The organism is Streptomyces flavalbus, from assembly GCF_042674625.1.
Classification (GTDB): Bacteria; Actinomycetota; Actinomycetes; order Streptomycetales; family Streptomycetaceae; genus Streptomyces; species Streptomyces flavalbus.
Genome location: NZ_JBHTEB010000001.1, coordinates 5,412,616 through 5,432,153, shown reverse-complemented (window position 1 = coordinate 5,432,153; position 19,538 = coordinate 5,412,616). Strand labels below are relative to the sequence as shown.

General features: G+C 71.7%; 20 protein-coding genes. 10 read left to right on the top strand and 10 right to left on the bottom strand.

Translation table 11 applies throughout. The features are described from left to right. The first annotated feature begins 1 nt into the window (after window position 1). The 3 genes from ACFQZ6_RS24560 to ACFQZ6_RS24550 all read left to right on the top strand — a co-directional run bounded on the left by ACFQZ6_RS24560 (window position 2) and on the right by ACFQZ6_RS24550 (window position 3,101). Window positions 2-772: an ABC transporter permease gene (locus ACFQZ6_RS24560; protein WP_381612516.1), complete on the top strand. Its 771-nt coding sequence runs from the start codon at window positions 2-4 to the stop codon at window positions 770-772. A gap of 122 nt (window positions 773-894) precedes the next feature. Then, a complete protein-coding gene (locus tag ACFQZ6_RS24555) occupies window positions 895-2,235 on the top strand; it encodes an ABC transporter ATP-binding protein (RefSeq protein WP_381612513.1) in 1,341 nt (446 codons plus the stop codon). Then, a complete protein-coding gene (locus ACFQZ6_RS24550) occupies window positions 2,232-3,101 on the top strand; it encodes an ABC transporter permease (protein ID WP_381612510.1) in 870 nt (289 codons plus the stop codon). Before ACFQZ6_RS24555 ends, ACFQZ6_RS24550 begins: the two co-directional genes overlap by 4 nt. 6 nt (window positions 3,102-3,107) lie before the next feature. Here the strand turns inward: ACFQZ6_RS24550 and ACFQZ6_RS24545 are convergent, their stop codons facing one another. Beyond that, window positions 3,108-3,440 carry an ATP/GTP-binding protein gene (locus tag ACFQZ6_RS24545; protein ID WP_381612508.1) on the bottom strand — a complete coding sequence of 111 codons (333 nt, stop codon included), beginning with the start codon at window positions 3,438-3,440 and terminating at the stop codon, window positions 3,108-3,110. Between the two features lie 220 nt (window positions 3,441-3,660). Between ACFQZ6_RS24545 and ACFQZ6_RS24540 the strand changes: the two genes are divergently transcribed. Then, a complete protein-coding gene (locus ACFQZ6_RS24540) occupies window positions 3,661-4,689 on the top strand; it encodes an LLM class flavin-dependent oxidoreductase (RefSeq protein ID WP_381612506.1) in 1,029 nt (342 codons plus the stop codon). Between the two features lie 144 nt (window positions 4,690-4,833). On the opposite strand, the gene ACFQZ6_RS24535 is transcribed toward ACFQZ6_RS24540, so the two are convergent. After that, window positions 4,834-5,226 carry an SCO5389 family protein gene (locus tag ACFQZ6_RS24535; RefSeq protein ID WP_381612504.1) on the bottom strand — a complete coding sequence of 131 codons (393 nt, stop codon included), beginning with the start codon at window positions 5,224-5,226 and terminating at the stop codon, window positions 4,834-4,836. A 293-nt stretch (window positions 5,227-5,519) separates the two neighbouring features. Between ACFQZ6_RS24535 and nucS the strand changes: the two genes are divergently transcribed. Beyond that, window positions 5,520-6,191 carry an endonuclease NucS gene (gene nucS, locus ACFQZ6_RS24530; RefSeq protein ID WP_381612503.1) on the top strand — a complete coding sequence of 224 codons (672 nt, stop codon included), beginning with the start codon at window positions 5,520-5,522 and terminating at the stop codon, window positions 6,189-6,191. 49 nt (window positions 6,192-6,240) lie between these two features. Here nucS and ACFQZ6_RS24525 read toward each other — a convergent pair whose 3' ends face one another. The 3 genes from ACFQZ6_RS24525 to ACFQZ6_RS24515 all read right to left on the bottom strand — a co-directional run bounded on the left by ACFQZ6_RS24525 (window position 6,241) and on the right by ACFQZ6_RS24515 (window position 10,429). Then, window positions 6,241-8,745, bottom strand: coding sequence for an ATP-binding protein (locus ACFQZ6_RS24525; RefSeq protein WP_381612501.1), 2,505 nt, complete (start codon window positions 8,743-8,745; stop codon window positions 6,241-6,243). Window positions 8,746-9,000: 255 nt separating this feature from the next. Continuing rightward, entirely contained in the window at window positions 9,001-9,324 is a 324-nt protein-coding gene (locus tag ACFQZ6_RS24520; protein WP_381612499.1) for an STAS domain-containing protein, read from the bottom strand. Window positions 9,325-9,580: 256 nt separating this feature from the next. Beyond that, complete coding sequence (locus ACFQZ6_RS24515; RefSeq protein ID WP_381612497.1) at window positions 9,581-10,429, bottom strand: 3-hydroxyacyl-CoA dehydrogenase family protein; 849 nt, start codon at window positions 10,427-10,429, stop codon at window positions 9,581-9,583. A 187-nt stretch (window positions 10,430-10,616) separates the two neighbouring features. On the opposite strand from ACFQZ6_RS24515, the gene ACFQZ6_RS24510 reads away from it, so the two are divergent. After that, window positions 10,617-11,189 (top strand): cob(I)yrinic acid a,c-diamide adenosyltransferase, encoded by a 573-nt coding sequence (locus ACFQZ6_RS24510; protein WP_381612495.1) that lies wholly within the window; start codon window positions 10,617-10,619, stop codon window positions 11,187-11,189. Here ACFQZ6_RS24510 and ACFQZ6_RS24505 read toward each other — a convergent pair. Next, window positions 11,106-11,732 carry a hypothetical protein gene (locus ACFQZ6_RS24505; RefSeq protein WP_381612493.1) on the bottom strand — a complete coding sequence of 209 codons (627 nt, stop codon included), beginning with the start codon at window positions 11,730-11,732 and terminating at the stop codon, window positions 11,106-11,108. The two genes, ACFQZ6_RS24510 and ACFQZ6_RS24505, sit on opposite strands and share 84 nt — an antisense overlap. A gap of 152 nt (window positions 11,733-11,884) precedes the next feature. Between ACFQZ6_RS24505 and ACFQZ6_RS24500 the strand changes: the two genes are divergently transcribed. From ACFQZ6_RS24500 to ACFQZ6_RS24485, 4 genes are all read left to right on the top strand, one after another. After that, window positions 11,885-13,084, top strand: a complete 1,200-nt coding sequence (locus ACFQZ6_RS24500; protein ID WP_381612491.1) for a sensor histidine kinase — start codon at window positions 11,885-11,887, stop codon at window positions 13,082-13,084. Next, entirely contained in the window at window positions 13,081-13,722 is a 642-nt protein-coding gene (locus ACFQZ6_RS24495; protein ID WP_381612489.1) for a response regulator, read from the top strand. Before ACFQZ6_RS24500 ends, ACFQZ6_RS24495 begins: the two co-directional genes overlap by 4 nt. Before the next feature lie 131 nt (window positions 13,723-13,853). Further along, window positions 13,854-15,683 carry a glycosyl hydrolase family 18 protein gene (locus ACFQZ6_RS24490; protein ID WP_381612487.1) on the top strand — a complete coding sequence of 610 codons (1,830 nt, stop codon included), beginning with the start codon at window positions 13,854-13,856 and terminating at the stop codon, window positions 15,681-15,683. A 208-nt stretch (window positions 15,684-15,891) separates the two neighbouring features. Continuing rightward, window positions 15,892-16,086 (top strand): hypothetical protein, encoded by a 195-nt coding sequence (locus tag ACFQZ6_RS24485; protein ID WP_381612486.1) that lies wholly within the window; start codon window positions 15,892-15,894, stop codon window positions 16,084-16,086. A gap of 10 nt (window positions 16,087-16,096) precedes the next feature. On the opposite strand, the gene ACFQZ6_RS24480 is transcribed toward ACFQZ6_RS24485, so the two are convergent. From ACFQZ6_RS24480 to ACFQZ6_RS24465, 4 genes are all read right to left on the bottom strand, one after another. Then, window positions 16,097-16,540, bottom strand: coding sequence for a DUF2550 domain-containing protein (locus tag ACFQZ6_RS24480; RefSeq protein WP_381612484.1), 444 nt, complete (start codon window positions 16,538-16,540; stop codon window positions 16,097-16,099). 128 nt (window positions 16,541-16,668) lie between these two features. After that, entirely contained in the window at window positions 16,669-17,043 is a 375-nt protein-coding gene (locus ACFQZ6_RS24475; protein WP_381612483.1) for a F0F1 ATP synthase subunit epsilon, read from the bottom strand. 112 nt (window positions 17,044-17,155) lie between these two features. Continuing rightward, window positions 17,156-18,604 (bottom strand): F0F1 ATP synthase subunit beta, encoded by a 1,449-nt coding sequence (gene atpD / locus ACFQZ6_RS24470; protein WP_381612481.1) that lies wholly within the window; start codon window positions 18,602-18,604, stop codon window positions 17,156-17,158. Next, entirely contained in the window at window positions 18,604-19,521 is a 918-nt protein-coding gene (locus ACFQZ6_RS24465; RefSeq protein ID WP_381612479.1) for a F0F1 ATP synthase subunit gamma, read from the bottom strand. Before ACFQZ6_RS24465 ends, atpD begins: the two co-directional genes overlap by 1 nt. Window positions 19,522-19,538 lie beyond the last annotated feature (17 nt).

The following is a 19,538-nucleotide window of genomic DNA, read 5'->3' as shown; positions in this document are numbered from 1 at the left end:
CATGGCGGCGACCCAGGTGGTGCGGTCCGAGTGGACCAAGATCCGGTCAGTGGCGTCCACCGTGTGGACGCTCTCCCTCGCGGTACTGGTCACCATCGCCCTCGGCATGTTGATCTCCGCACTGTCGGAGAACGAGTTCGACAACCTCAGCGAACGCGACCAGCTCTCCTTCGACCCCACCTTCATCAGCTTCGCCGGGATGAGCCTCGGTCAGCTCGCGATGATCGTGTTCGGGGTGCTCGTCGTCTCCAACGAGTACTCCTCCGGCATGATCCGCACCTCGCTGGCCGCCGTACCGCAGCGCGGCACCCTGCTGTTCAGCAAGGTCGCCGTCGCCACACTGCTCGCGCTGGTGGTCTCCATGGCCACCAGCTTCGCCACCTTCTTCCTCGGCCAGGCGATGCTCGGCGACCTGCGGGCGCACCTCGGGGACCCGGGCGTGCTGCGCGCGGTGCTCGGCGGCGGCCTCTACATGACCCTCATCGCGGTGTTCTCCATGGGGGTCGCCGCGATGCTGCGCTCCCCCATGCTGTCGCTCGGCATCCTGATGCCGTTCTTCTTCCTCATCTCCAACATCCTCGGGAACGTCTCGGCCACCGAGAAGATCGGCCGCTACCTGCCCGACCAGGCGGGCAGCAAGGTCATGCAGGTGGTCACCCCGATCGACGACGACACCCCCTACGGCCCCTGGGGCGGCCTCGGCATCATGGTGCTGTGGGTGGTCGCCGCCCTGGTCGGCGGTTACGTGCTGCTCAAGCGCCGGGACGCATAGCGACGGCGCGAACGGGACGGGTTTTACCCGCCCTTGGCTGGAACCGTCAGCGCCTCGATATCCTCCTAACCCTTACGGGGGCGTGTGCCCCGCTGTCCTGAACCTTTCGATGGGTGCGGAGCATGATCGAAGCAGTCGGCCTGACCAAGCGCTACGGCGACAAGACCGCTGTGTACAACCTTTCCTTCCAGGTACGGCCCGGCGCCGTCACCGGCTTCCTCGGCCCCAACGGCTCCGGCAAGTCGACGACGATGCGGATGATCCTCGGCTTGGACAACCCGACCTCGGGCCAGGTGACGATCGGCGGCTACCCGTACCGCAGGCTGCCGAACGCGCCCCGCCAGGTCGGCGCGCTGCTCGACGCCAAGGCGGTGCACGGCGGCCGGTCGGCCCGCAACCACCTGCTGTCCCTCGCCCAGCTCTCCGGCATCCCGGCCCGCCGGGTGGACGAGGTGCTCGGCGTGGTCGGCCTCCAGGACGTCGCCAAGCGGCGCTCCAAGGGCTTCTCCCTCGGCATGGGGCAGCGGCTCGGCATCGCCGCCGCGCTGCTCGGCGACCCCCAGGTGCTGCTCTTCGACGAGCCGGTCAACGGCCTCGACCCCGAGGGCATCCTGTGGGTGCGGAACCTGATGAAGGCGCTCGCGGCGGAGGGCCGTACCGTCTTCGTCTCCTCCCACCTGATGAGCGAGATGGCGCTGACCGCCGACCACCTCATCGTCATCGGGCGCGGTCAGCTCCTCGCCGACATGAGCGTGCAGCAGTTCATCGCCGCCAACTCCGCCGGGTTCGCGCGCGTGCGCACCCCGGACAGCGAGCCGCAGGTGCGCGAGAAGCTGACGGCCGCGCTGACCGAGGCGGGCGGGCAGGTGCTGTCCGAGCAGGACGGCGCGCTGCGGGTGACCGGGCTGCCGCTGCCCCGCATCAGCGACATCGCGCACGAGGCTGACGTACGGCTCTGGGAGCTGTCGCCGCACCAGGCCTCCCTGGAGGAGGCGTACATGCGGATGACGCAGGGCGCGGTGGACTACCGCTCCACGGTCGACCAGAAGGCGGGACTGATGCAGGCGCCGCCGCCCGGCGCGCAGCCGGTGCCGGGTTCGGTGCCGGTCCCCGGGCAGGGGCAGCCCGGCTGGTACGCGCCGCCGCCGCCCCAGCAGGGCGGGCAGCCGTTCGCGGCGCCGGGTGGGCCGGGTGGGCCCGCGGGCGGTAATCCGTACCTCCAGGCCCCGCAGCCGCCGATGCCGCCGCAGGCTCCGGCCCCCGCCGCCCCGGCCCCCGCCACTCCCGCCGCGCAGACGGCCCCCGCCGCGCAGTCGGCGCCCGCGCCCGCCGCTCCGACGGCACCCGCCCCCCAGCAGAGCGCCCCGCAGAGCACCCCGCAGAGCGCCCCCCAGGACGCCCCGCCGCAGGACACCGCAACCGCCGCCACCGTCGACACGAACAAGCCCGAGGACGTTCGATGAGCACGCCGCAGACTCCGATGCCGCAGGCCCCGCCCGAGTGGCAGGGGGCGCCCGGGGCGTCGTACCACCCCGGCTACACCTCGCCCATCCCCGTCAGGCCCACGCACCTGGGGCACGCGCTCGCCTCCGAGTGGACCAAGATCCGGTCGGTGCGCTCCACGATGTGGACGCTGGGCGTGTTCGTGCTGCTCGTGGTCGGCATCGGCCTGCTCACCGGGGTGCTGGTGGGCGACTCCGACGACGGTGACCTCGGCGGGGAGAGCGCGCTCGCCCTGGGCTTCTTCGGGCTGCTGCTCGGCATCATGTGCATCATCACGCTCGGCGTGCTGACCACCGCGTCCGAGTACGGCACCGGCATGATCCGGACCACCATGACGGCGTGCCCGTCCCGGGGCCGGGTGCTCATGGCGAAGGCGATCGTGTTCTTCACCCTGTCGTTCACGGTGACGCTGCTGTCCGCCGGGTTCGTCGCCATGGTGCAGGTGAGCCTGGTGACCCAGGCCAGGGAGCCGTCCGGCGCCGAGTGGCTGAAGGGCACGGTCGGCGTCTCGCTCTACGTCGCGCTGCTCGGCCTGATCTCGCTGCTCATCGGCTCGGTTATCCGGCACTCCGCGGGCGCGATCACCATCATGATCGCCGCGGTGCTCGCCCCGCTGGTGATCGCGCTGTTCATGTTCTCGTCGTCGCTTCAGGGCCTGCGCGACGCGCTGTTCGAGTACTCGATCCCCAACCAGCTCAGCGTCTTCTACGCCAACTCGCTGTCGGAGTCCGGCCCGTCCGGCTGGGACCCGCTGTGGATCATCCTCGGCGTCACCGCGGTGGTGTTCGCGGGCGCCCTGTTCCTCCAGGAGCGGCGGGACGTGTAGACCCCGTCAGAACCTCGGCGCGTTACGGGACCGCCGTACCGATGAGGTACGGCGGTCCCGCGCGTTCCAGCACGCCTTGTGCCAGTGCCTGCGGTCGTCGACGCCCGCGTGCTCCGGCCAGGCCACCACGTGCGGTACGGCGGAGGGGATCAACTGGTCGCAGCCGGGGCAGCGGTACGTCTTGCCCGCCGCGCTCGCGCCCGCCACGTGCCGCACGCTCCACTCCTCGCCCCGCCAGCTCTCCGTGGACTGCCAGCCGCCGTAGCGGCCCGGCATGTCGTCCTCGGCGGTCCGGCCGGGGGAGCCGGAGCCCTTGGGTCGGTTGCGACGCGGGGACACGGGACACCTCACGGAGCTATACAGGGAACGGGCCTCTTCAAGCCTACGCGGGCCCGACACGGGTACGCGGGCACGGTGATCCGCGCAAGTCCCGCCCTCCCGCCAGGCATTTGGCAGACAATCCGCAAATCCCTCCGGTCAGACCGTGTCCTCGGCACGTGTCAGACGGTTATGCCGAGCGGGGGAGCTCCGTGTCGGAGCCGAGGAAGATGGAAGTGCGATGCGCGTAGGAAGTTTCGTGTTGGCGGCCCGGTTCCCGGGTCAGGGCCAGGGGGAGGCGCTGCACCGCGCGGTCCGCTCCGCCGAGGTGGCCGAGGAGGCGGGGCTCGACACGGTCTGGCTGGCCGAGCACCATTTCGTGCCGTACGGCAGTTGCCCGTCGGCGGTCACCCTGGCCGGGTTACTCCTCGGCCGCACCGACCGCATCCGGGTCGGTACGGCGGTCAGCGTGCTGTCCACCCAGCACCCGGTGGCGCTCGGCGAACAGGCGGCCCTGCTGCACGTCGCGAGCGGCGGGCGGCTGTCCCTGGGCGTCGGCCGGGGTGGCCCCTGGGTCGACCTGGAGGTGTTCGGCACCGGTCTTGACGCCTTCGAGAAGGGGTTCCCGGAATCACTCGATCTGCTGGTGCGCTGGCTGCGCGAACCGTCCGTCGCGGCCACCGGGGAGCGGTTCCGCTTCCGCGAGGTGCCCGTGGTGCCCCGGCCGTCGGAGGCGCTGTCGGCCGCCGAGGGGCCCGAGGTGCTCGTCGCCTGCACCTCACCGGCGAGTGTGCGGCTCGCGGCGGAGCGGGGGCTGCCGATGCTGCTCGGGATGCACGTGGGCGACGAGGAGAAGGCGGAGATGGTCGCGCTGTGGCGGCGGCACGCGCGCGCCACCGGCCGGTCGCCGGAGGAGGTCGCCCGCGCCGCCCATGTCTCCGCCGGTGTCTGCCAGATCGCCGACCGCCGCACCGACGCGGTGGAGACGCTGACGAAGGCGCTGCCCGGCTGGCTGAAGCAGGGCCTGGAGGCCCATGTCACGGTGGACGGCCGGGAGCGCCGGATGCGCGACCCGCTGACGTACACCGAACTGCTCTGCGGGCTGCACCCGGTGGGCACCCCGCGGCTGTGCGCCGACCGGCTCGCGGCGTCCAGCGAGCGCACCGGCATCTCCCGCTTCGCCCTCATGGTCGAGGGCTCCGGCGACCTCGCGGCGACGGAGGAGAACGTACGACGGCTCGGCGCGGAGGTCCTGCCGCATCTGACCTGAGCGGGCCCTGGCCCTGGGCCCGTGTCAGCGTCCGTGGCGGCGCGGTGCCGGTGCTGTGCCGGTGCTGGTGCCGCGAGGAGCTTGCCGCTCCGGTACGAACTGCACCTCCCGCGTACGGAGCGGCAAGCCGGGCGGCTCATCGCGTCAGCAGTCCCGCAGTTCCGGGGACTGGTTCAGCAGTTGTCCGCGGACCGACGTGAATCGGGCCAGCCTCTCGTCCGCCGAGGCGTCCAGCGGGAAGACCGCCACACGGTGGCAGTTCTGGAAGGCCAGCCGTACACCGAAGTGCCGCTGCAGCGCACCGCGGATGGCGTCACTCGCGAGCGCACGCAGCAACTGACCGCGTGCCCGCTCGTCCGGCGGGGGCGTCTGGTTGTCGGCGAACTCTCCGCCGTCCACCTTCAGCTGGGCCACCAGGGAGCTGATCATCTCCCATGCGTAGGGCAGGGAGGTCCGGACGCAGTCGACGAAGTCAGCTTCGTCGACCTCGCCTCGCTCGGCCTGTTCGAGTAGGGCCGGTGAGACGTCGAGCGACATGGGTTCTCCTCTCGCACCCCCAAACGGCAGGGGTTGCCGGACAGGTAGGGGAGAACGCGACCACGCTCAGTACACACATCGCGACCTCCCGTTTAATACGGTAGGCAACTGCCGATGGCCGCACCAGGAAAACGCGAACACAGGCAGTCCCTGGTAGGCGCACAATCAGCCACGAACGAACAGGAGTGTTCCGGGAGAACTGGGGCGTCGCGCGGGTCGCCGGGGGCGTGGCGGAGCGGGTGGGAGGCAGGCGAATCGCGTGCGGCGGGGGGCGTCGAGTAGCGTTGCCGACCATGCGTCTCGTCATTGCCCGATGCTCCGTCGACTACGCGGGCCGACTCACCGCCCACCTTCCCTCGGCGCCCCGTCTGATCCTGGTCAAGGCGGACGGCAGCGTCTCGATCCACGCGGACGACCGGGCCTACAAGCCCCTCAACTGGATGTCGCCGCCCTGCACGCTGAAGGAGGGGACCGGTGACGAGGAGGGCGTCTGGACCGTCGTCAACAAGGCGGGCGAGAAGCTCATCATCACCATGGAGGAGGTCCTCCACGACTCCTCGCACGAACTCGGCGTGGATCCTGGCCTGATCAAGGACGGCGTGGAGGCCCACCTCCAGGAACTGCTGGCCGACCGCATCGAGACCCTCGGTGACGGCTACACCCTGATCCGGCGCGAGTACATGACGGCCATCGGGCCCGTGGACATCCTGTGCCGGGACGCCGAGGGGCAGACCGTCGCGGTGGAGATCAAGCGGCGCGGTGAGATCGACGGCGTCGAGCAACTCACCCGCTACCTGGACCTGTTGAACCGCGACCCGCACCTCGCGCCGGTCCGGGGCATCTTCGCCGCCCAGGAGATCAAGCCGCAGGCCCGCGTCCTCGCCACCGACCGCGGCATCGGCTGCCAGGTGTTGGACTACGACGCCCTGCGCGGCATCGAGGACGACAAGCTGCGGCTGTTCTGACGCCGGAGGTGGTGCCGGGCGCCTCTTGGGGTGCCCGGCACCGCGCTGTTCACATCACCGGCTCGGACGCGCTCGGGCTGGTCTCCTCCGCGCTGGCCTCGATCGGGCCGCTGGCCGAGGTGGACATCGTCGGCGGCTCAGGCGACGTCTCCGTACCGCTGGGCGAGGGGCTGTCCGAGTCGCTCGGGGTCGGGTCCGGCGACGTGGACCCGGTCGGCTGCGTCGGCGGCCTGGACGTCGTGGACGGCGACTTCGTGGGCGACTTGGTCGGAGGGCTGGACGGACGCCCCCCGCCCGTGCCCTGGGTCCCGCTCGGCGTCCCGGACGGCCGGGGCGCCATGGGGCCCGAGTAGGTCGGCGCCGGGTCGTCGGCGGTGCCGAGGGTGCCGTCGGGTCCCGGGCTGGACGGCCTGCTGGTGGCGTCGCCGGTGTCGGCGTCGCCGTCCTGGCCGGTCTCCTCGGCCCCGAGGTCGTCGTCGGTGCCCTGGCTTGCGGGCGGGTTGCCGCCCACCTGGTCGGAGGGGCTGTCGGCGTCGTTGCTGGACGTCGCCCCGAGCGTCACCACCGTACCGAGGACGGCGGCGAGCAGCGCGCCCGCGCCCGCGGCGACGAGGTTGCGCTTGGCGACCCGGCGCAGCCCGCCCCGGGTGTGCCGGGCGCCGGGGCCGGTGGGGAGCTGGTGGGTGACCACGGGGTCGGCGGGCGGCTGGAGCGCCGGGAAGGAACCCGGGGCGGCGGGGACGCCGCCCGCAGGTGACACGGACTCCTCGTGCGGCGCGGCGGGCACCTCGTCGCCCCCGGTGCCGCCCGGCAGCGCCAGGGCCGTGCCGCCGGAGCGGTCGGTGACCAGGGCGAGGGCGCGGCGGCCCGCGACGGTGCCGCGCTTGTCGGCGACGGCGCCGCGCAGCCCGATGGCGGCCTCCAGCTCGGCGCGGGCCCGGTCGAGCTGTCCCTCGCAGAGCGCGAGGACACCCAACTCATGATGGAAGTACGCCTGTTCGGCGACCTCACCGGCGAGCCGGGAAGCCTCGGCGCCGGACCGCAGCGCGCGTTCCCAGGCGCTCCAGTGCAGCCCGGCCGCGAACGCGGGCGCCGCGTTGCGGGCCAGCCGCACGGTGGTGCTCTCCTCGCCCTCGGCGGGCGGCGTGGTGCCGGGTACGAGGACGGCGAGCGCGGCGAGCACGGCGTCCGCCTCGGCGCACACCCGCTCCGGGGTGACCGAGGGGTGCCCGGCCCACCAGGCGTAGTGCTGGGCGGCGGTGCTGGCCCGCTCCGTGAGGTCGGAGTCGTACCCGGCGGCCTCCAACTGGGTCCGTACCCCGGCGGCGAGCCGGTAGCGGGAGCCGACCGGGGAGACCAGCGCGCAGTCGAGCAGCTCGCGCAGGGCGGCGTCGGCGTGGGTGTCGCCGACGAGGGCGGGCAGGTGGGCCTGGTGCGGCACCTCGCCGCCGAGGGCGACGGCGAACCGCAGGGTGGCGCGGGCCGACGCGCTCAGCCGGGCGGCGAGCAGTTCGGCGGGCGCGGCGCCCTCCGCGAGGGAGGGCAGCGGCACGTCGTCGGCGACGGTGGGGTCGACGGGCGCGTGCGGTACGGCCTCGACGGGCGGGGCGTCCTCGAAGACGCCGAACTCGTCGACGGCGTCCACGCCCGCCAGCAGCCGGTCGCGCTGTCGGAGCAGCGCCCCGGCCTGCACGAAGCGCAGCGGAAGGCCCTCGGACTCGAACCACAGGTCGCCCGCCCAGTTGGCCTCCTCCTCGGTGAGCGGGCGGCCGACGGCCCGTTCGAGGAGGTCGAGGCCGCCCGCGCGGTCGAGGCCGCTGAGGGCGACCTCTTCGAGGTCCGCGTCGGCGGACGGGGCGGGCGTGTCCGGGGTGGCGGCGAAGAGGAAGGCGCACTCGGGGGTGGCGTCGAGCAGGTCGTCGAGGGCGGTGCCGCCGGTCTCCAGGTCGTCCACGACGACGACGGCGCCGATCTCCCGGACCAGTTCGCGCAGTTCGTCCCGGGTGGGGCGGTGCAGCGGGGCGTCGTGGACGGCGTAGAAGAGGTCGTGCAGCAGGTCGTCGGCGGTGCGGCGGTAGCCGTTGAGGCGGACCACGCCGTCGGGGGCGAGGTCGGCGCAGTCGTCGGCGACGAGGTCGAGGAGCCGGGTGCGGCCGGAGCCCGCGGGGCCGGTGAGGCGTACCGAGCGGCCCCGGGCGAGGAGCCGTACGAGCTGCTCGCGTTCGTCCTGGCGGCCGAGGAGCGGCAGCGGGGGCCCATCCGGTCCGGCGGGGACCGGCGGGCGGGCGGCGCGGGCGGTCTCGGCGCGTTCGTCGGGGGTCAGTTTCCGTGGCCGCGCGGGGCGTTCACCGGGCGGGCAGGGCTCGATCTCGCTGCCGTCGACGGGGTTGACGGTGAGCAGCAGCTCGCCGGTGACGAGTCGCACCGTACGGGCCAGGGCGGGCGTGTGCGGGACGATCTCGGGTGTGCGGGAGTCCCTGGGCGGACGCGGGCGCGGTGCGGTGCGGTCACCGTCGTGGCCGTAGTCCTCGGGCCCCCGGGTGTTCGGGTCCATGGGTTCCTAGCCCCCCAAAAGCGTCGTGTGCTCGTCCAGCCCCTCCCGGCCGCGCCGCCGCCGCACACCGCGCTGTCGCTGCTGGTCCGGTGCCCGCTCGCAGGGGTGTCGGTCAGAGGGGTTCCGGGCGGCGGGCAGTCGAACCGTAAACCTTGGCTCAGTATCTACGACAGCCCGGGGTACCGGACCGTCCGAGAGGTCACGGTCTCGTGAGGATTGTGCGGGGTGCGCGGGCGCGCCCGGGGCGCGGCGCGGTCACACCCGGGGCAGTGACTCCACGCCGATGCCGCCCTCGATGGCGAGGATGCGGTGCAGCCGGGTGGCCACCAGCAGGCGCTGCATCTGGGGTGGTACGTCGCGCAGTACCAGCCGTCGGCCGCAGCGCCCGGCCCTGCGGTGGGCTCCCATGATCACCCCGAGTCCGGTGGCGTCCCAGGAGTCCAGTTCGGACAGGTCGAGCACCAGGTCGCCGACTCCGTCGTCGACGGCCGAGTGCAGGACCGCACGGGCGTCCGCCGCGCTGCGGACGTCGAGGCGGCCCCCGACGACCAGCTCGGCGTGGTCGCCCCTGATGTGCATATGCGCTCCCGTGCGTGCGTCTCGTTGCCTCGCGTCGTCATGTCTGGTGGTACGCCCCGGCGCGCGGGTGACCGCGCGACCGGGGATACCGGGGGTGTTACCGCGTGTTCCGGGGTGGTGCTGCCCGTTCTGGGGTGTTACTGCAACCAGGTGTTGCATCCTCTGACGGCCGCGCGCCCCCGGAGGTTGCCGTCTGTAAGCGAACCGATACCGAATTCACCCCGGCGTGTGACCCTTCGGGGCGCGTTGACGGCGATCAGTGCTTGTAGAAGCCCTGCCCGCTCTTGCGGCCGATGTCACCGGCGTCAACCATCCGGCGCATCAGCTCCGGCGGGGCGAACTTCTCGTCCTGGCTCTCGGTGTAGATGTTGCCGGTGGCGTGCAGCAGGATGTCGACGCCGGTGAGGTCGGCGGTGGCCAGGGGGCCCATCGCGTGACCGAAGCCCAGCTTGCAGGCGAGGTCGATGTCCTCGGCGGTGGCGACGCCCGACTCGTAGAGCTTGGCCGCCTCGACGACGAGCGCCGAGATCAGCCGGGTGGTGACGAACCCCGCGACGTCGCGGTTGACGACGATGCAGGTCTTGCCGACCGACTCCGCGAACTCCCGCGCGGTGGCGAGGGTCTCGTCGCTGGTCTTGTAGCCGCGTACCAGCTCGCAGAGCTGCATCATCGGCACCGGCGAGAAGAAGTGGGTGCCGACGACGCGCTCCGGGCGCTCGGTGACCGCCGCGATCTTGGTGATCGGGATGGCGGAGGTGTTGGAGGCGAGCACGGCCTCGGGGCGCGTGATCTTGTCGAGGGCGCGGAAGATCTCGTGCTTGACCTCCAGCTTCTCGAAGACGGCCTCGACGACGAGGTCGGCGTCCGCGGCGGCGTCCAGATCGGTGGTGGTGGTGATCCGGGCGAGCGCGGCGTCGGCGTCGTGCGCCTCCATCCGGCCCTTGCTGACGAACTTGTCGTAGGAGGCCTTGATGCCGTCGGTGCCCCGCTTCAGCGCCTCGTCGGTCACATCGCGCAGGACGACGTCCCAGCCCGCCTGGGCGGAGACCTGGGCGATGCCGGAACCCATGAGACCGGCCCCGATGACGGCGAGCTTCCCTGCCACTGTGCGACTCCCCTGATACGCGCTGTCGTTGTGCTCTCACGCGGACACTAGCGGCAGTGAGCGGCCCTGTGACCGCTAAGTAATACGCGTCACGTCTCACATGACGGACATCACACCGCCAGCGGGCACGCGAGCCCGCAGACGGCCTAGTTGAGCCGGACGCGCGGGGGCTCACTACCCTGGCGGCATGGTCAATCTGACGCGCATCTACACGCGGACCGGCGACAAGGGCAGCACCGCCCTCGGGGACATGAGCCGGGTCCCCAAGACGGATCTGCGGATCGCGGCGTACGCCGACGCCAACGAGGCGAACGCGGTGCTGGGCACGGCGATCGCCCTGGGCGGCCTGGACGAGGAGGTCGTCAAGGTGCTCACCCGGGTGCAGAACGACCTGTTCGACGTGGGCGCCGACCTGTCGACGCCCGTGGTGGAAAACCCCGAGTACCCGCCGCTGCGGGTGGAGCAGTTCTACGTGGACCGCCTTGAGGCGGACTGCGACCGCTTCAACGAGCGGCTGGAGAAGCTGCGCTCGTTCATCCTGCCCGGCGGCACCCCGGGCGCGGCCCTGCTGCACCAGGCGTGCACGGTCGTCCGCCGCGCCGAGCGCTCCACCTGGGCCGCCCTGGAGGTGCACGGCGAGACCATGAACCCGCTGACGGCGACCTACCTCAACCGGCTATCGGACCTGCTGTTCATCCTCGCGCGGACGGCGAACGCCGGGGTCGGGGACGTGCTCTGGGTCCCGGGCGGGGAGCGCTGACCCGGCGTCCCCCGGGGCCCTCTTCGGCCACACCAGGTACGTCAGCGCGATCACGCCGTGGATACCGGCGACCCGGAGCGCGGTCCACTGGAACGACCGCAGCGAGGAGGTGTCGCCGCCGTCACCGACGTACCACACCGCGCCCTGGAGCAGCGCGCAGGCGACCGCGGCGGCCAGCACGGTGCGCAGCCACAGCCGCCCCTCGTGCGCGGCGCGGGCCAGCCCGTGGCGCGGCGGGCCCACCGGCCTCGGCGCCCCGGCGAGGCGGTGCGCGGCGTGGCCGTCGAGCCAGCGGATCGTGTAGTGGCCGTACGCCACCGTGAAGCCGATGTAGAGCGCCGCCAGGCCGTGCTCCCAGCCCGGCTCGGCGCCGTTCCTGAGGTCGACCGCGGTGGCGACGAACAGCACCAGTTCGAGCACCGGCTCGCACAGCAGCAGCGCCACGCCCAGGCGCCGCCGCCCCAGCAGGTAGCGGACGGCCAGGCCCAGCGCCAGCAGCACCCAGAAGCCGACCTCGCAGACGACGATCAACGCGACGATCACGGCTCGCTCCTCTCGTTCACCCTTCCAGGCTCCCGTCGGACCGGGCCGGTTTCGTCGTCGCCGGTGACGAACCCGGGGTACATCGAAGGATGCAGTCGCACACCCTCCCCGGGCATCAGGCGACGGGCGCCCGCCGCGTGTTGGATGGGGTCATGGCCGTACGACTCCCCCGCCCGCACCGCTTCGACGGGTACGTCGCGCTGGGCGGGCTGCTCGGCGGGGTGCTGCTGTGGGCCGTCGGGCTGTTCCCCCGGGTGCCGGACGACTCCCTGGTGCTGTGGTCGCCGGGCTGGGCGGCGCTGGTGCCCCTCGCCGTGGTCGCGGGCTGTGAGCTGCTGCGCCGGTCCCGGCCGCGCACGGGGGTGCTCATCGGGACGGTGGCGCTGGCCGCGGACACGATCACCCGGGGCAGTGTGGTCACCGTCCTGCTGTACACGGACCTGATGTACGCCGCCGTCCTGTACGGCACGCCCGCCGCGGCCCGCCGTATCCCCTGGATCACCGGGCTGCTCACGGTCGCCGGTGCCGTGGTGCCGTTCGCGGTGTGGCGGGTGCCGGAGGCGCTGCTGATCGGGGTCGGGGTGGGGATCGTGTCGTTCGGGCCCGCCTCCACCGGCCTGATCGTGCGCAACCACCGGGACGCGGCCGACGCCGCCCGGCTGCGCGCCGAGCAGACCGCGCTGCTGGCCGAGATGGACCGGGCGCAGGCGGTGACCGCGGAACGGGCGCGGATGGCGCGGGAGTTGCACGACATGGTCGCCAACCACCTGTCCGCGATCGCCATCCACTCCACCGCCGCGCTCTCCCTGGACGATCCGGCGACCTCCCGGCAGGCGCTCGGCGTGATCCGGGAGAACAGCGTGGCGGGACTAGCCGAGATGCGCCGTCTGATCGGGCTGCTGCGGGACGCGGGCGCCGGGACCGAGCCGTCCGCGGCGCCCACCCTCGCCGGGCTCGGCGCGCTGGTCGGCACCGCCCGCGCCAACGGCCTCGACGTCCACCTGGACGCCGGGCACGGCGACGGGGCGCTGCCCGCGCCGGTGGAGCTGGCGGCGTACCGGATCGTGCAGGAGTCGCTGACCAACGCCCTCAAGCACGCGGGCCCCGGCCGGGTGCACGTCGTCCTGCGCCGCCAGGACGGCTCCCTCACCCTCACGGTCACCAGCCCGTACGGCGGCCACGACGGCCCGCGCGCACCCGGTTCCGGCGCCGGTCTGGTCGGGATGCGGGAGCGGGCCACGCTGCTGGGCGGCACGCTGGACGCCGGTCCGCAGGGCAGCCCGAACGGCAGGGTCTGGGCCGTGCGGGCGCGGCTGCCCCTCACCGCCCTCACCGAAGGAGAACCCGAATGATCCGCGTCCTCGTCGCGGAGGACCAGTCCGCCGTGCGGGCGGGGCTGGTGCTCATCCTGGGCAGCGCGCCCGACATCAAGGTGGTCGGCGAGGCGGCGGACGGGGAGCGGGCGGTGGCGCTCGCCCGTCAGCTCCGCCCCGACCTGGTGCTGATGGACATTCAGATGCCGCTCCTCGACGGGGTGGCGGCGACCCGTCAGGTGGTGGCCGAGGGCCTCGCCGACGTGCTGGTGCTGACCACCTTCGACCTCGACGAGTACGTCTTCGGCGCGCTGCGCGCGGGCGCCGCCGGTTTCCTGCTGAAGAACACCGACGCGGCGGACCTGTTGGCGGCGGTGCGGACGGTGGCGCGCGGCGAGGGGCTGATCGCCCCGGCGGTCACCCGGCGGCTGATCGCGGAGTTCGCGGCCGGGTCGGCGCGGCAGCCGAAGGCCGATCCGGCGGCCCTCGACGGTCTGACGCGGCGCGAACGCGAGGTGTTGTCCTGCCTCGGTGAGGGGCTGTCGAACGCGGAGGTCGCGGTGCGCCTGGACATGGCGGAGGCGACGGTGAAGACGCACGTCAGCCGGTTGCTGGGGAAGCTGGGGCTGCGCAGCCGGGTGCAAGCGGCGGTGCTCGCGCAGGAGTTGGGGATCTAGCCAGCGGAAGCCCGGGAACTTGTCAAGTGGTCCAGACCTATTGACCCGTGGTCCAGACCTTTCTATTCTCGCGGCACCGTGGGCGTGAAGGCTCAGTCATGCCCCCCACACCCCCATAAAGGAGGCGCATCATGCGCTTCAGGCACAGAGCGGCGGCAGGCTTCGCGACCCTGCTGCTCCCCCTCGCCGGACTGGTCGGGCTCGCCAGCCCCGCCCAGGCGGCCACCGAGGCCACCGCCACCTACGTCAAGACCCAGGACTGGGGCACCGGCTTCGAGGGCAAGTGGACGGTGAAGAACACCGGCACCACCACCCTCAGCACCTGGACGGTCGAGTGGGACTTCCCCTCCGGCACCTCCGTCACCTCCGCCTGGGACGCCGACGTGACGTCCTCCGGCAACCACTGGACCGCCAAGAACAAGTCCTGGGGCGGCAACCTCGCCCCCGGCGCCTCCGTCTCCTTCGGCTTCAACGGCACCGGCTCCGGCGCCCCCAGCGGCTGCAAGATCAACGGCGGTAGCTGCGACGGCGGCCCGAGCGTCCCCGGCGACACCCCGCCCTCCGCGCCGGGCACCCCGACCGCCTCCGACATCACCAACACCTCGGTGAAGCTCAGCTGGAGCGCCGCCACCGACGACAAGGGCGTCAAGAACTACGACGTCCTGCGCGGCGGCACCAAGGTCGCCACGGTCACCGGCACCAGCTACACCGACACCGGCCTGACCGCGGGCACCGACTACTCGTACACCGTCCAGGCCCGGGACACCGCCGACCAGACCGGCCCGGTCTCCGGCGCCCGCGCCGTGCGCACCACCGGCGGCTCCACCGACCCCGACCCGCAGCCCGGGTCCAAGGTCAACCTCGGCTACTTCACCGAGTGGGGCGTCTACGGCCGCAACTACCACGTCAAGAACCTGGTCACCTCGGGTTCCGCGGCCAAGATCACGCACATCAACTACGCCTTCGGCAACGTGAAGAACGGCCAGTGCACGGTCGACGACACCTACGCCGCGTACGACAAGGCGTACACCGCGGACCAGTCGGTGAGCGGCACCGCCGACACCTGGGACCAGCCGCTGCGCGGCAACTTCAACCAGCTCCGCCAGCTCAAGGCCAAGTACCCGCACATCAAGGTGCTGTACTCGTTCGGCGGCTGGACCTACTCCGGCGGCTTCGGCCAGGCCGCGGCCAACCCGGCCGCGTTCGCCAAGTCCTGCAAGGCCGTCGTGGAGGACCCGCGCTGGGCCGACGTCTTCGACGGCATCGACATCGACTGGGAGTACCCGAACGCCTGCGGTCTGACCTGTGACACCTCGGGCCCGGCCGCGTTCAAGAACCTCAGCCAGGCGCTGCGCGCCGAGTTCGGCTCGGACTACCTCATCACCGCCGCCATCACCGCCGACGGCTCCAACGGCGGCAAGCTCGACGCGGCCGACTACGGCGGCGCCGCGCAGTACCTCAACTGGTACAACGTGATGACGTACGACTACTTCGGCGCCTGGGCCAACACCGGCCCGACCGCCCCGCACTCCCCGCTGACCTCGTACTCCGGCATCCCGACCGCGGGCTTCAACTCCGCTGACGCGATCGCCAAGCTCAAGGCCAAGGGCGTGCCGTCCGCCAAGCTGCTGCTCGGCATCGGCTTCTACGGCCGCGGCTGGACCGGCGTCACCCAGTCCGCCCCCGGCGGCACGGCGACCGGCGCGGCACCCGGCACCTACGAGGCGGGCATCGAGGACTACAAGGTCCTCAAGAACTCCTGCCCCGTCACCGGCACCGTCGCGGGCACCGCGTACGCCCACTGCGGCACCCAGTGGTGGTCGTACGACACCCCGTCGACGATCGCCGGGAAGATGACCTGGGCCAAGAACCAGGGCCTGGGCGGCGCGTTCTTCTGGGAGTTCAGCGGCGACACCAGCAACGGCGAGTTGGTGAGCGCCATCAGCAACGGCCTGAAGTAGGCCCGTAGTACCGACCGGTGAGAGAGCCGCGCCGCGGACAGACCCCACGTCTGTCCGCGGCGCACTCGTACGCTACGCGCCCCCGGCGTGCGCGAACCAGGGCCCTTCGGCTCCCACCGACGGGGCCGAACGGCCGGTGCCCGGCCCCCGGCCCCTGGGAAGACTTCAGCTCACCCAAAGAGATTGAGACTTCAACCGGGGGAGCACCATGAAACGCAAGCCCAGCAGGTCCGCGCGCCGCACCGCCTGCCTCGGCGGCTGCGCGGCGGCGTTCGCCGCACTGCTGTCGGCGTGGCCCGCCACGGTCACCGTGAACATAGCCACCCAGGAACAGCGGACGGTCGTGATCGAGCGGAGCACCACCCCGCCCGCGCCCTACCAGGGCGAGATCTGCCCCGCCTGACCGGCCTCCGTCAGGCCACGTTGACGCGCTGCCCGGGGGGCGCCGCCTCCAGCCAGGCGAGGAAACCGGTCAGCGCGTCCTCGCTCATCGCCAGTTCGAGGCGCGTACCGCGGTGCACACAGGTCAGGATCAGCGCGTCGGAGAGCAGCGCCAGCTCCTCCTCACCCGCGGGGACCCGGCGTCCGGCCACCTCGATGGCGGACCGCTCCAGGGTGCGGCGCGGGCGGGGGGCGTACGAGAAGACGCGGAACCACTCCACGCGGTCCCCGTTGTAGCGGGCCACGCCGTAGGCCCAGCCCTTGCCGGTGTCGTCCTGCTCGGGGGCGTCCCAGCGCAGGGAGCAGTCGAACGTGCCGCCCGAGCGCTGGATCAGCCTGCGCCGCAGACCGAACACGAACAGCCCGAGCACCACCACGGCGACGACCGATCCGCACACAGCCAGAGCGAGGACCATCGACACCGACCTCCTCGTCTCCTAGGTAACGGAACGGAAATACTTCCATATCTGCCTCAGCCGCGACCGGCGCCGGATTGCTCCGGTGCCGACCGCGGCTGAGTGACGTCAGCCGACGACGCCCTGGTTCAGTGCGCCGCCGCCGCCCGCAGACGGACCTCGGCCCGGCGCTGCGCGAAGGCGTCCGCCTCCGACTGCGCCCGGTCGAGCGCCCGCTCCGCGCGCTGGACATCGATCTCGTCCGACAGCTCGGCGATCTCCGCCAGCAGCGACAGCTTGTTGTCCGCGAACGAGATGAAACCGCCGTGCACCGCGGCGACGACCGTTCCACCTTCACTCGTACGGATGGTCACCGGGCCCGACTCCAGCACACCGAGCAGCGGCTGGTGACCGGGCATGACGCCGATGTCGCCGGACGTGGTGCGCGCGACGACCAGGGTGGCCTCGCCGGACCAGACCTTTCGGTCGGCGGCGACCAGCTCGACGTGCAGCTCAGCAGCCAAGGGTGGCTCCTCGGGTCACCACCCGGCGGGTCTGCCGGGTGTGGGTTACAAGTCTAGTAGGCGTGAAAGAGGGGGCGGGACGCACCCGCCCCCTCAGTCGAACTCAGCGAGTTCAGGAGACGCCCAGCTCCTTGGCGTTGGCCTTGAGGTCCTCGATGCCACCGCACATGAAGAACGCCTGCTCCGGGAAGTGGTCGTACTCGCCGTCGCAGATCGCGTTGAACGCCGCGATCGACTCGTCCAGCGGCACGTCCGAACCGTCCACGCCGGTGAACTGCTTGGCGACGTGGGTGTTCTGGGACAGGAAGCGCTCCACGCGACGGGCACGGTGGACGACGAGCTTGTCCTCCTCGCCCAGCTCGTCGATACCGAGGATCGCGATGATGTCCTGGAGGTCCTTGTACTTCTGCAGGATGTTCTTGACGCGCATCGCGGCGTCGTAGTGCTCCTGCGTGATGTAGCGCGGGTCCAGGATCCGGGACGTGGAGTCCAGCGGGTCCACGGCCGGGTAGATGCCCTTCTCCGAGATCGGACGGGAGAGCACCGTCGTCGCGTCGAGGTGGGCGAAGGTGGTGGCCGGGGCCGGGTCGGTCAGGTCGTCCGCGGGGACGTAGATCGCCTGCATCGAGGTGATCGAGTGACCACGGGTCGAGGTGATGCGCTCCTGGAGGAGACCCATCTCGTCGGCCAGGTTCGGCTGGTAGCCCACCGCGGAGGGCATCCGGCCGAGCAGGGTCGACACCTCGGAACCGGCCTGGGTGAAGCGGAAGATGTTGTCGATGAAGAACAGCACGTCCTGCTTCTGGACGTCGCGGAAGTACTCCGCCATCGTCAGACCGGCCAGGGCCACGCGCAGACGGGTGCCCGGGGGCTCGTCCATCTGACCGAAGACCAGCGCGGTCTTGTCGATGACGCCGGAGTCCGACATCTCCTCGATCAGGTCGTTGCCCTCACGGGTGCGCTCACCGACACCGGCGAACACGGAGACACCGTCGTGGTTGTTGGCGACGCGGTAGATCATCTCCTGGATGAGCACCGTCTTGCCGACACCGGCACCACCGAACAGACCGATCTTGCCACCCTTGACGTACGGGGTGAGCAGGTCGATGACCTTGACGCCGGTCTCGAACATCTCGGTCTTCGACTCGAGCTCGTCGAAGTTCGGGGCCTTGCGGTGGATGGACCAGCGCTCGCCCTCGTAGGTCTCGTCGACGTTCAGCACCTCACCGAGGGTGTTGAACACCTTGCCCTTGGTGAAGTCGCCGACCGGGACGGTGATGCCCGTGCCCGTGTCGGTGACCGGGGCCTGGCGGACCAGACCGTCGGTCGGCTGCATGGAGATGGTGCGGACCAGGCCGTCACCCAGGTGCTGGGCGACCTCCAGGGTCAGCGTCTTCAGCTCGCCCTCGTTCGCCGGGTCGGCGACGCTGACGTGCAGCGCGTTGTAGATCTCCGGCATCGCGTCGACGGGGAACTCCACGTCGACGACCGGGCCGATGACCCGCGCGACGCGGCCAGTGGCCACGCCAGCAGGAGCGGTCGGCTCAACAGTGGTGGTCATTAGTTGTCACTCCCCGCGGTCGCGTCGGCCAGGGCGCTCGCGCCACCGACGATCTCGCTGATTTCCTGGGTGATTTCGGCCTGGCGGGCCGCGTTGGCAAGACGGGAGAGCGTGTTGATCAGCTCACCCGCGTTGTCGGTGGCCGACTTCATCGCACGCCGGGTGGCGGCGTGCTTCGAAGCGGCCGACTGGAGCAGCGCGTTGTAGATCCGGCTCTCGACGTACCGCGGCAGCAGCGCGTCGAGCACGTCCTCCGCCGACGGCTCGAAGTCGTACAGCGGAAGGATCTCGCCCTTCGGCTGCGCCTCCTTCGCCACCTCGTCGAGGCTCAGCGGCAGCAGACGGGCGTCGAGCGCGGTCTGCGTCATCATCGAGACGAACTCGGTGAAGACGATGTGCAGCTCGTCGACGCCGCCGTCCGCCGTGTCCTTCTCGATCGCCTCGATCAGCGGGGCCGCGACCTTCTTGGCGTCCGCGTACGACGGCTCGTCGGTGAAGCCCGACCACTGCTCCGCGATCCTGCGCTCACGGAAGTTGTAGTGGGCGACACCACGGCGGCCGACGATGTACGTGTCGACCTCCTTGCCCTCGCGCTCCAGCCGTGCGGTCAGCTGCTCCGCCGCCTTGATGGCGTTGGAGTTGAACGCGCCGGCCAGACCACGGTCGCTGGTCAGCAGCAGCACCGCGGACCGGGTGACCGTCTCGGCCTGGGTGGTCAGCGGGTGCTTGGTGTTCGACCCGGTGCCGACCGCCGTGACCGCGCGGGTCAGTTCCTGCGCGTACGGCGTGGACGCCGCCACCTTGCGCTGCGCCTTGACGACGCGCGAGGCGGCGATCATCTCCATCGCCTTGGTGATCTTCTTGGTCGCGGTGACGGATCGGATGCGACGCTTGTAGACCCGGAGCTGGGCTCCCATGAGTCAGGTCCCTTCCT

Bases quoted from the DNA above. Each gene is read 5' to 3' on its own strand.
- ACFQZ6_RS24480 (WP_381612484.1), bottom strand. From the start codon at position 16,540: ATGGTCCTCGCTCTGGCTGTGTGCGGATCGGTCGTCGCCGTGGTGGTG.
- ACFQZ6_RS24555 (WP_381612513.1), top strand. From the start codon at position 895: ATGATCGAAGCAGTCGGCCTGACCAAGCGCTACGGCGACAAGACCGCT.
- ACFQZ6_RS24560 (WP_381612516.1), top strand. From the start codon at position 2: ATGGCGGCGACCCAGGTGGTGCGGTCCGAGTGGACCAAGATCCGGTCA.
- ACFQZ6_RS24485 (WP_381612486.1), top strand. From the start codon at position 15,892: ATGAAACGCAAGCCCAGCAGGTCCGCGCGCCGCACCGCCTGCCTCGGC.
- nucS (WP_381612503.1), top strand. From the start codon at position 5,520: ATGCGTCTCGTCATTGCCCGATGCTCCGTCGACTACGCGGGCCGACTC.
- atpD (WP_381612481.1), bottom strand. From the start codon at position 18,604: ATGACCACCACTGTTGAGCCGACCGCTCCTGCTGGCGTGGCCACTGGC.
- ACFQZ6_RS24535 (WP_381612504.1), bottom strand. From the start codon at position 5,226: ATGTCGCTCGACGTCTCACCGGCCCTACTCGAACAGGCCGAGCGAGGC.
- ACFQZ6_RS24550 (WP_381612510.1), top strand. From the start codon at position 2,232: ATGAGCACGCCGCAGACTCCGATGCCGCAGGCCCCGCCCGAGTGGCAG.
- ACFQZ6_RS24510 (WP_381612495.1), top strand. From the start codon at position 10,617: ATGGTCAATCTGACGCGCATCTACACGCGGACCGGCGACAAGGGCAGC.
- ACFQZ6_RS24525 (WP_381612501.1), bottom strand. From the start codon at position 8,745: ATGGACCCGAACACCCGGGGGCCCGAGGACTACGGCCACGACGGTGAC.
- ACFQZ6_RS24540 (WP_381612506.1), top strand. From the start codon at position 3,661: ATGCGCGTAGGAAGTTTCGTGTTGGCGGCCCGGTTCCCGGGTCAGGGC.
- ACFQZ6_RS24520 (WP_381612499.1), bottom strand. From the start codon at position 9,324: ATGCACATCAGGGGCGACCACGCCGAGCTGGTCGTCGGGGGCCGCCTC.
- ACFQZ6_RS24500 (WP_381612491.1), top strand. From the start codon at position 11,885: ATGGCCGTACGACTCCCCCGCCCGCACCGCTTCGACGGGTACGTCGCG.
- ACFQZ6_RS24490 (WP_381612487.1), top strand. From the start codon at position 13,854: ATGCGCTTCAGGCACAGAGCGGCGGCAGGCTTCGCGACCCTGCTGCTC.
- ACFQZ6_RS24465 (WP_381612479.1), bottom strand. From the start codon at position 19,521: ATGGGAGCCCAGCTCCGGGTCTACAAGCGTCGCATCCGATCCGTCACC.
- ACFQZ6_RS24495 (WP_381612489.1), top strand. From the start codon at position 13,081: ATGATCCGCGTCCTCGTCGCGGAGGACCAGTCCGCCGTGCGGGCGGGG.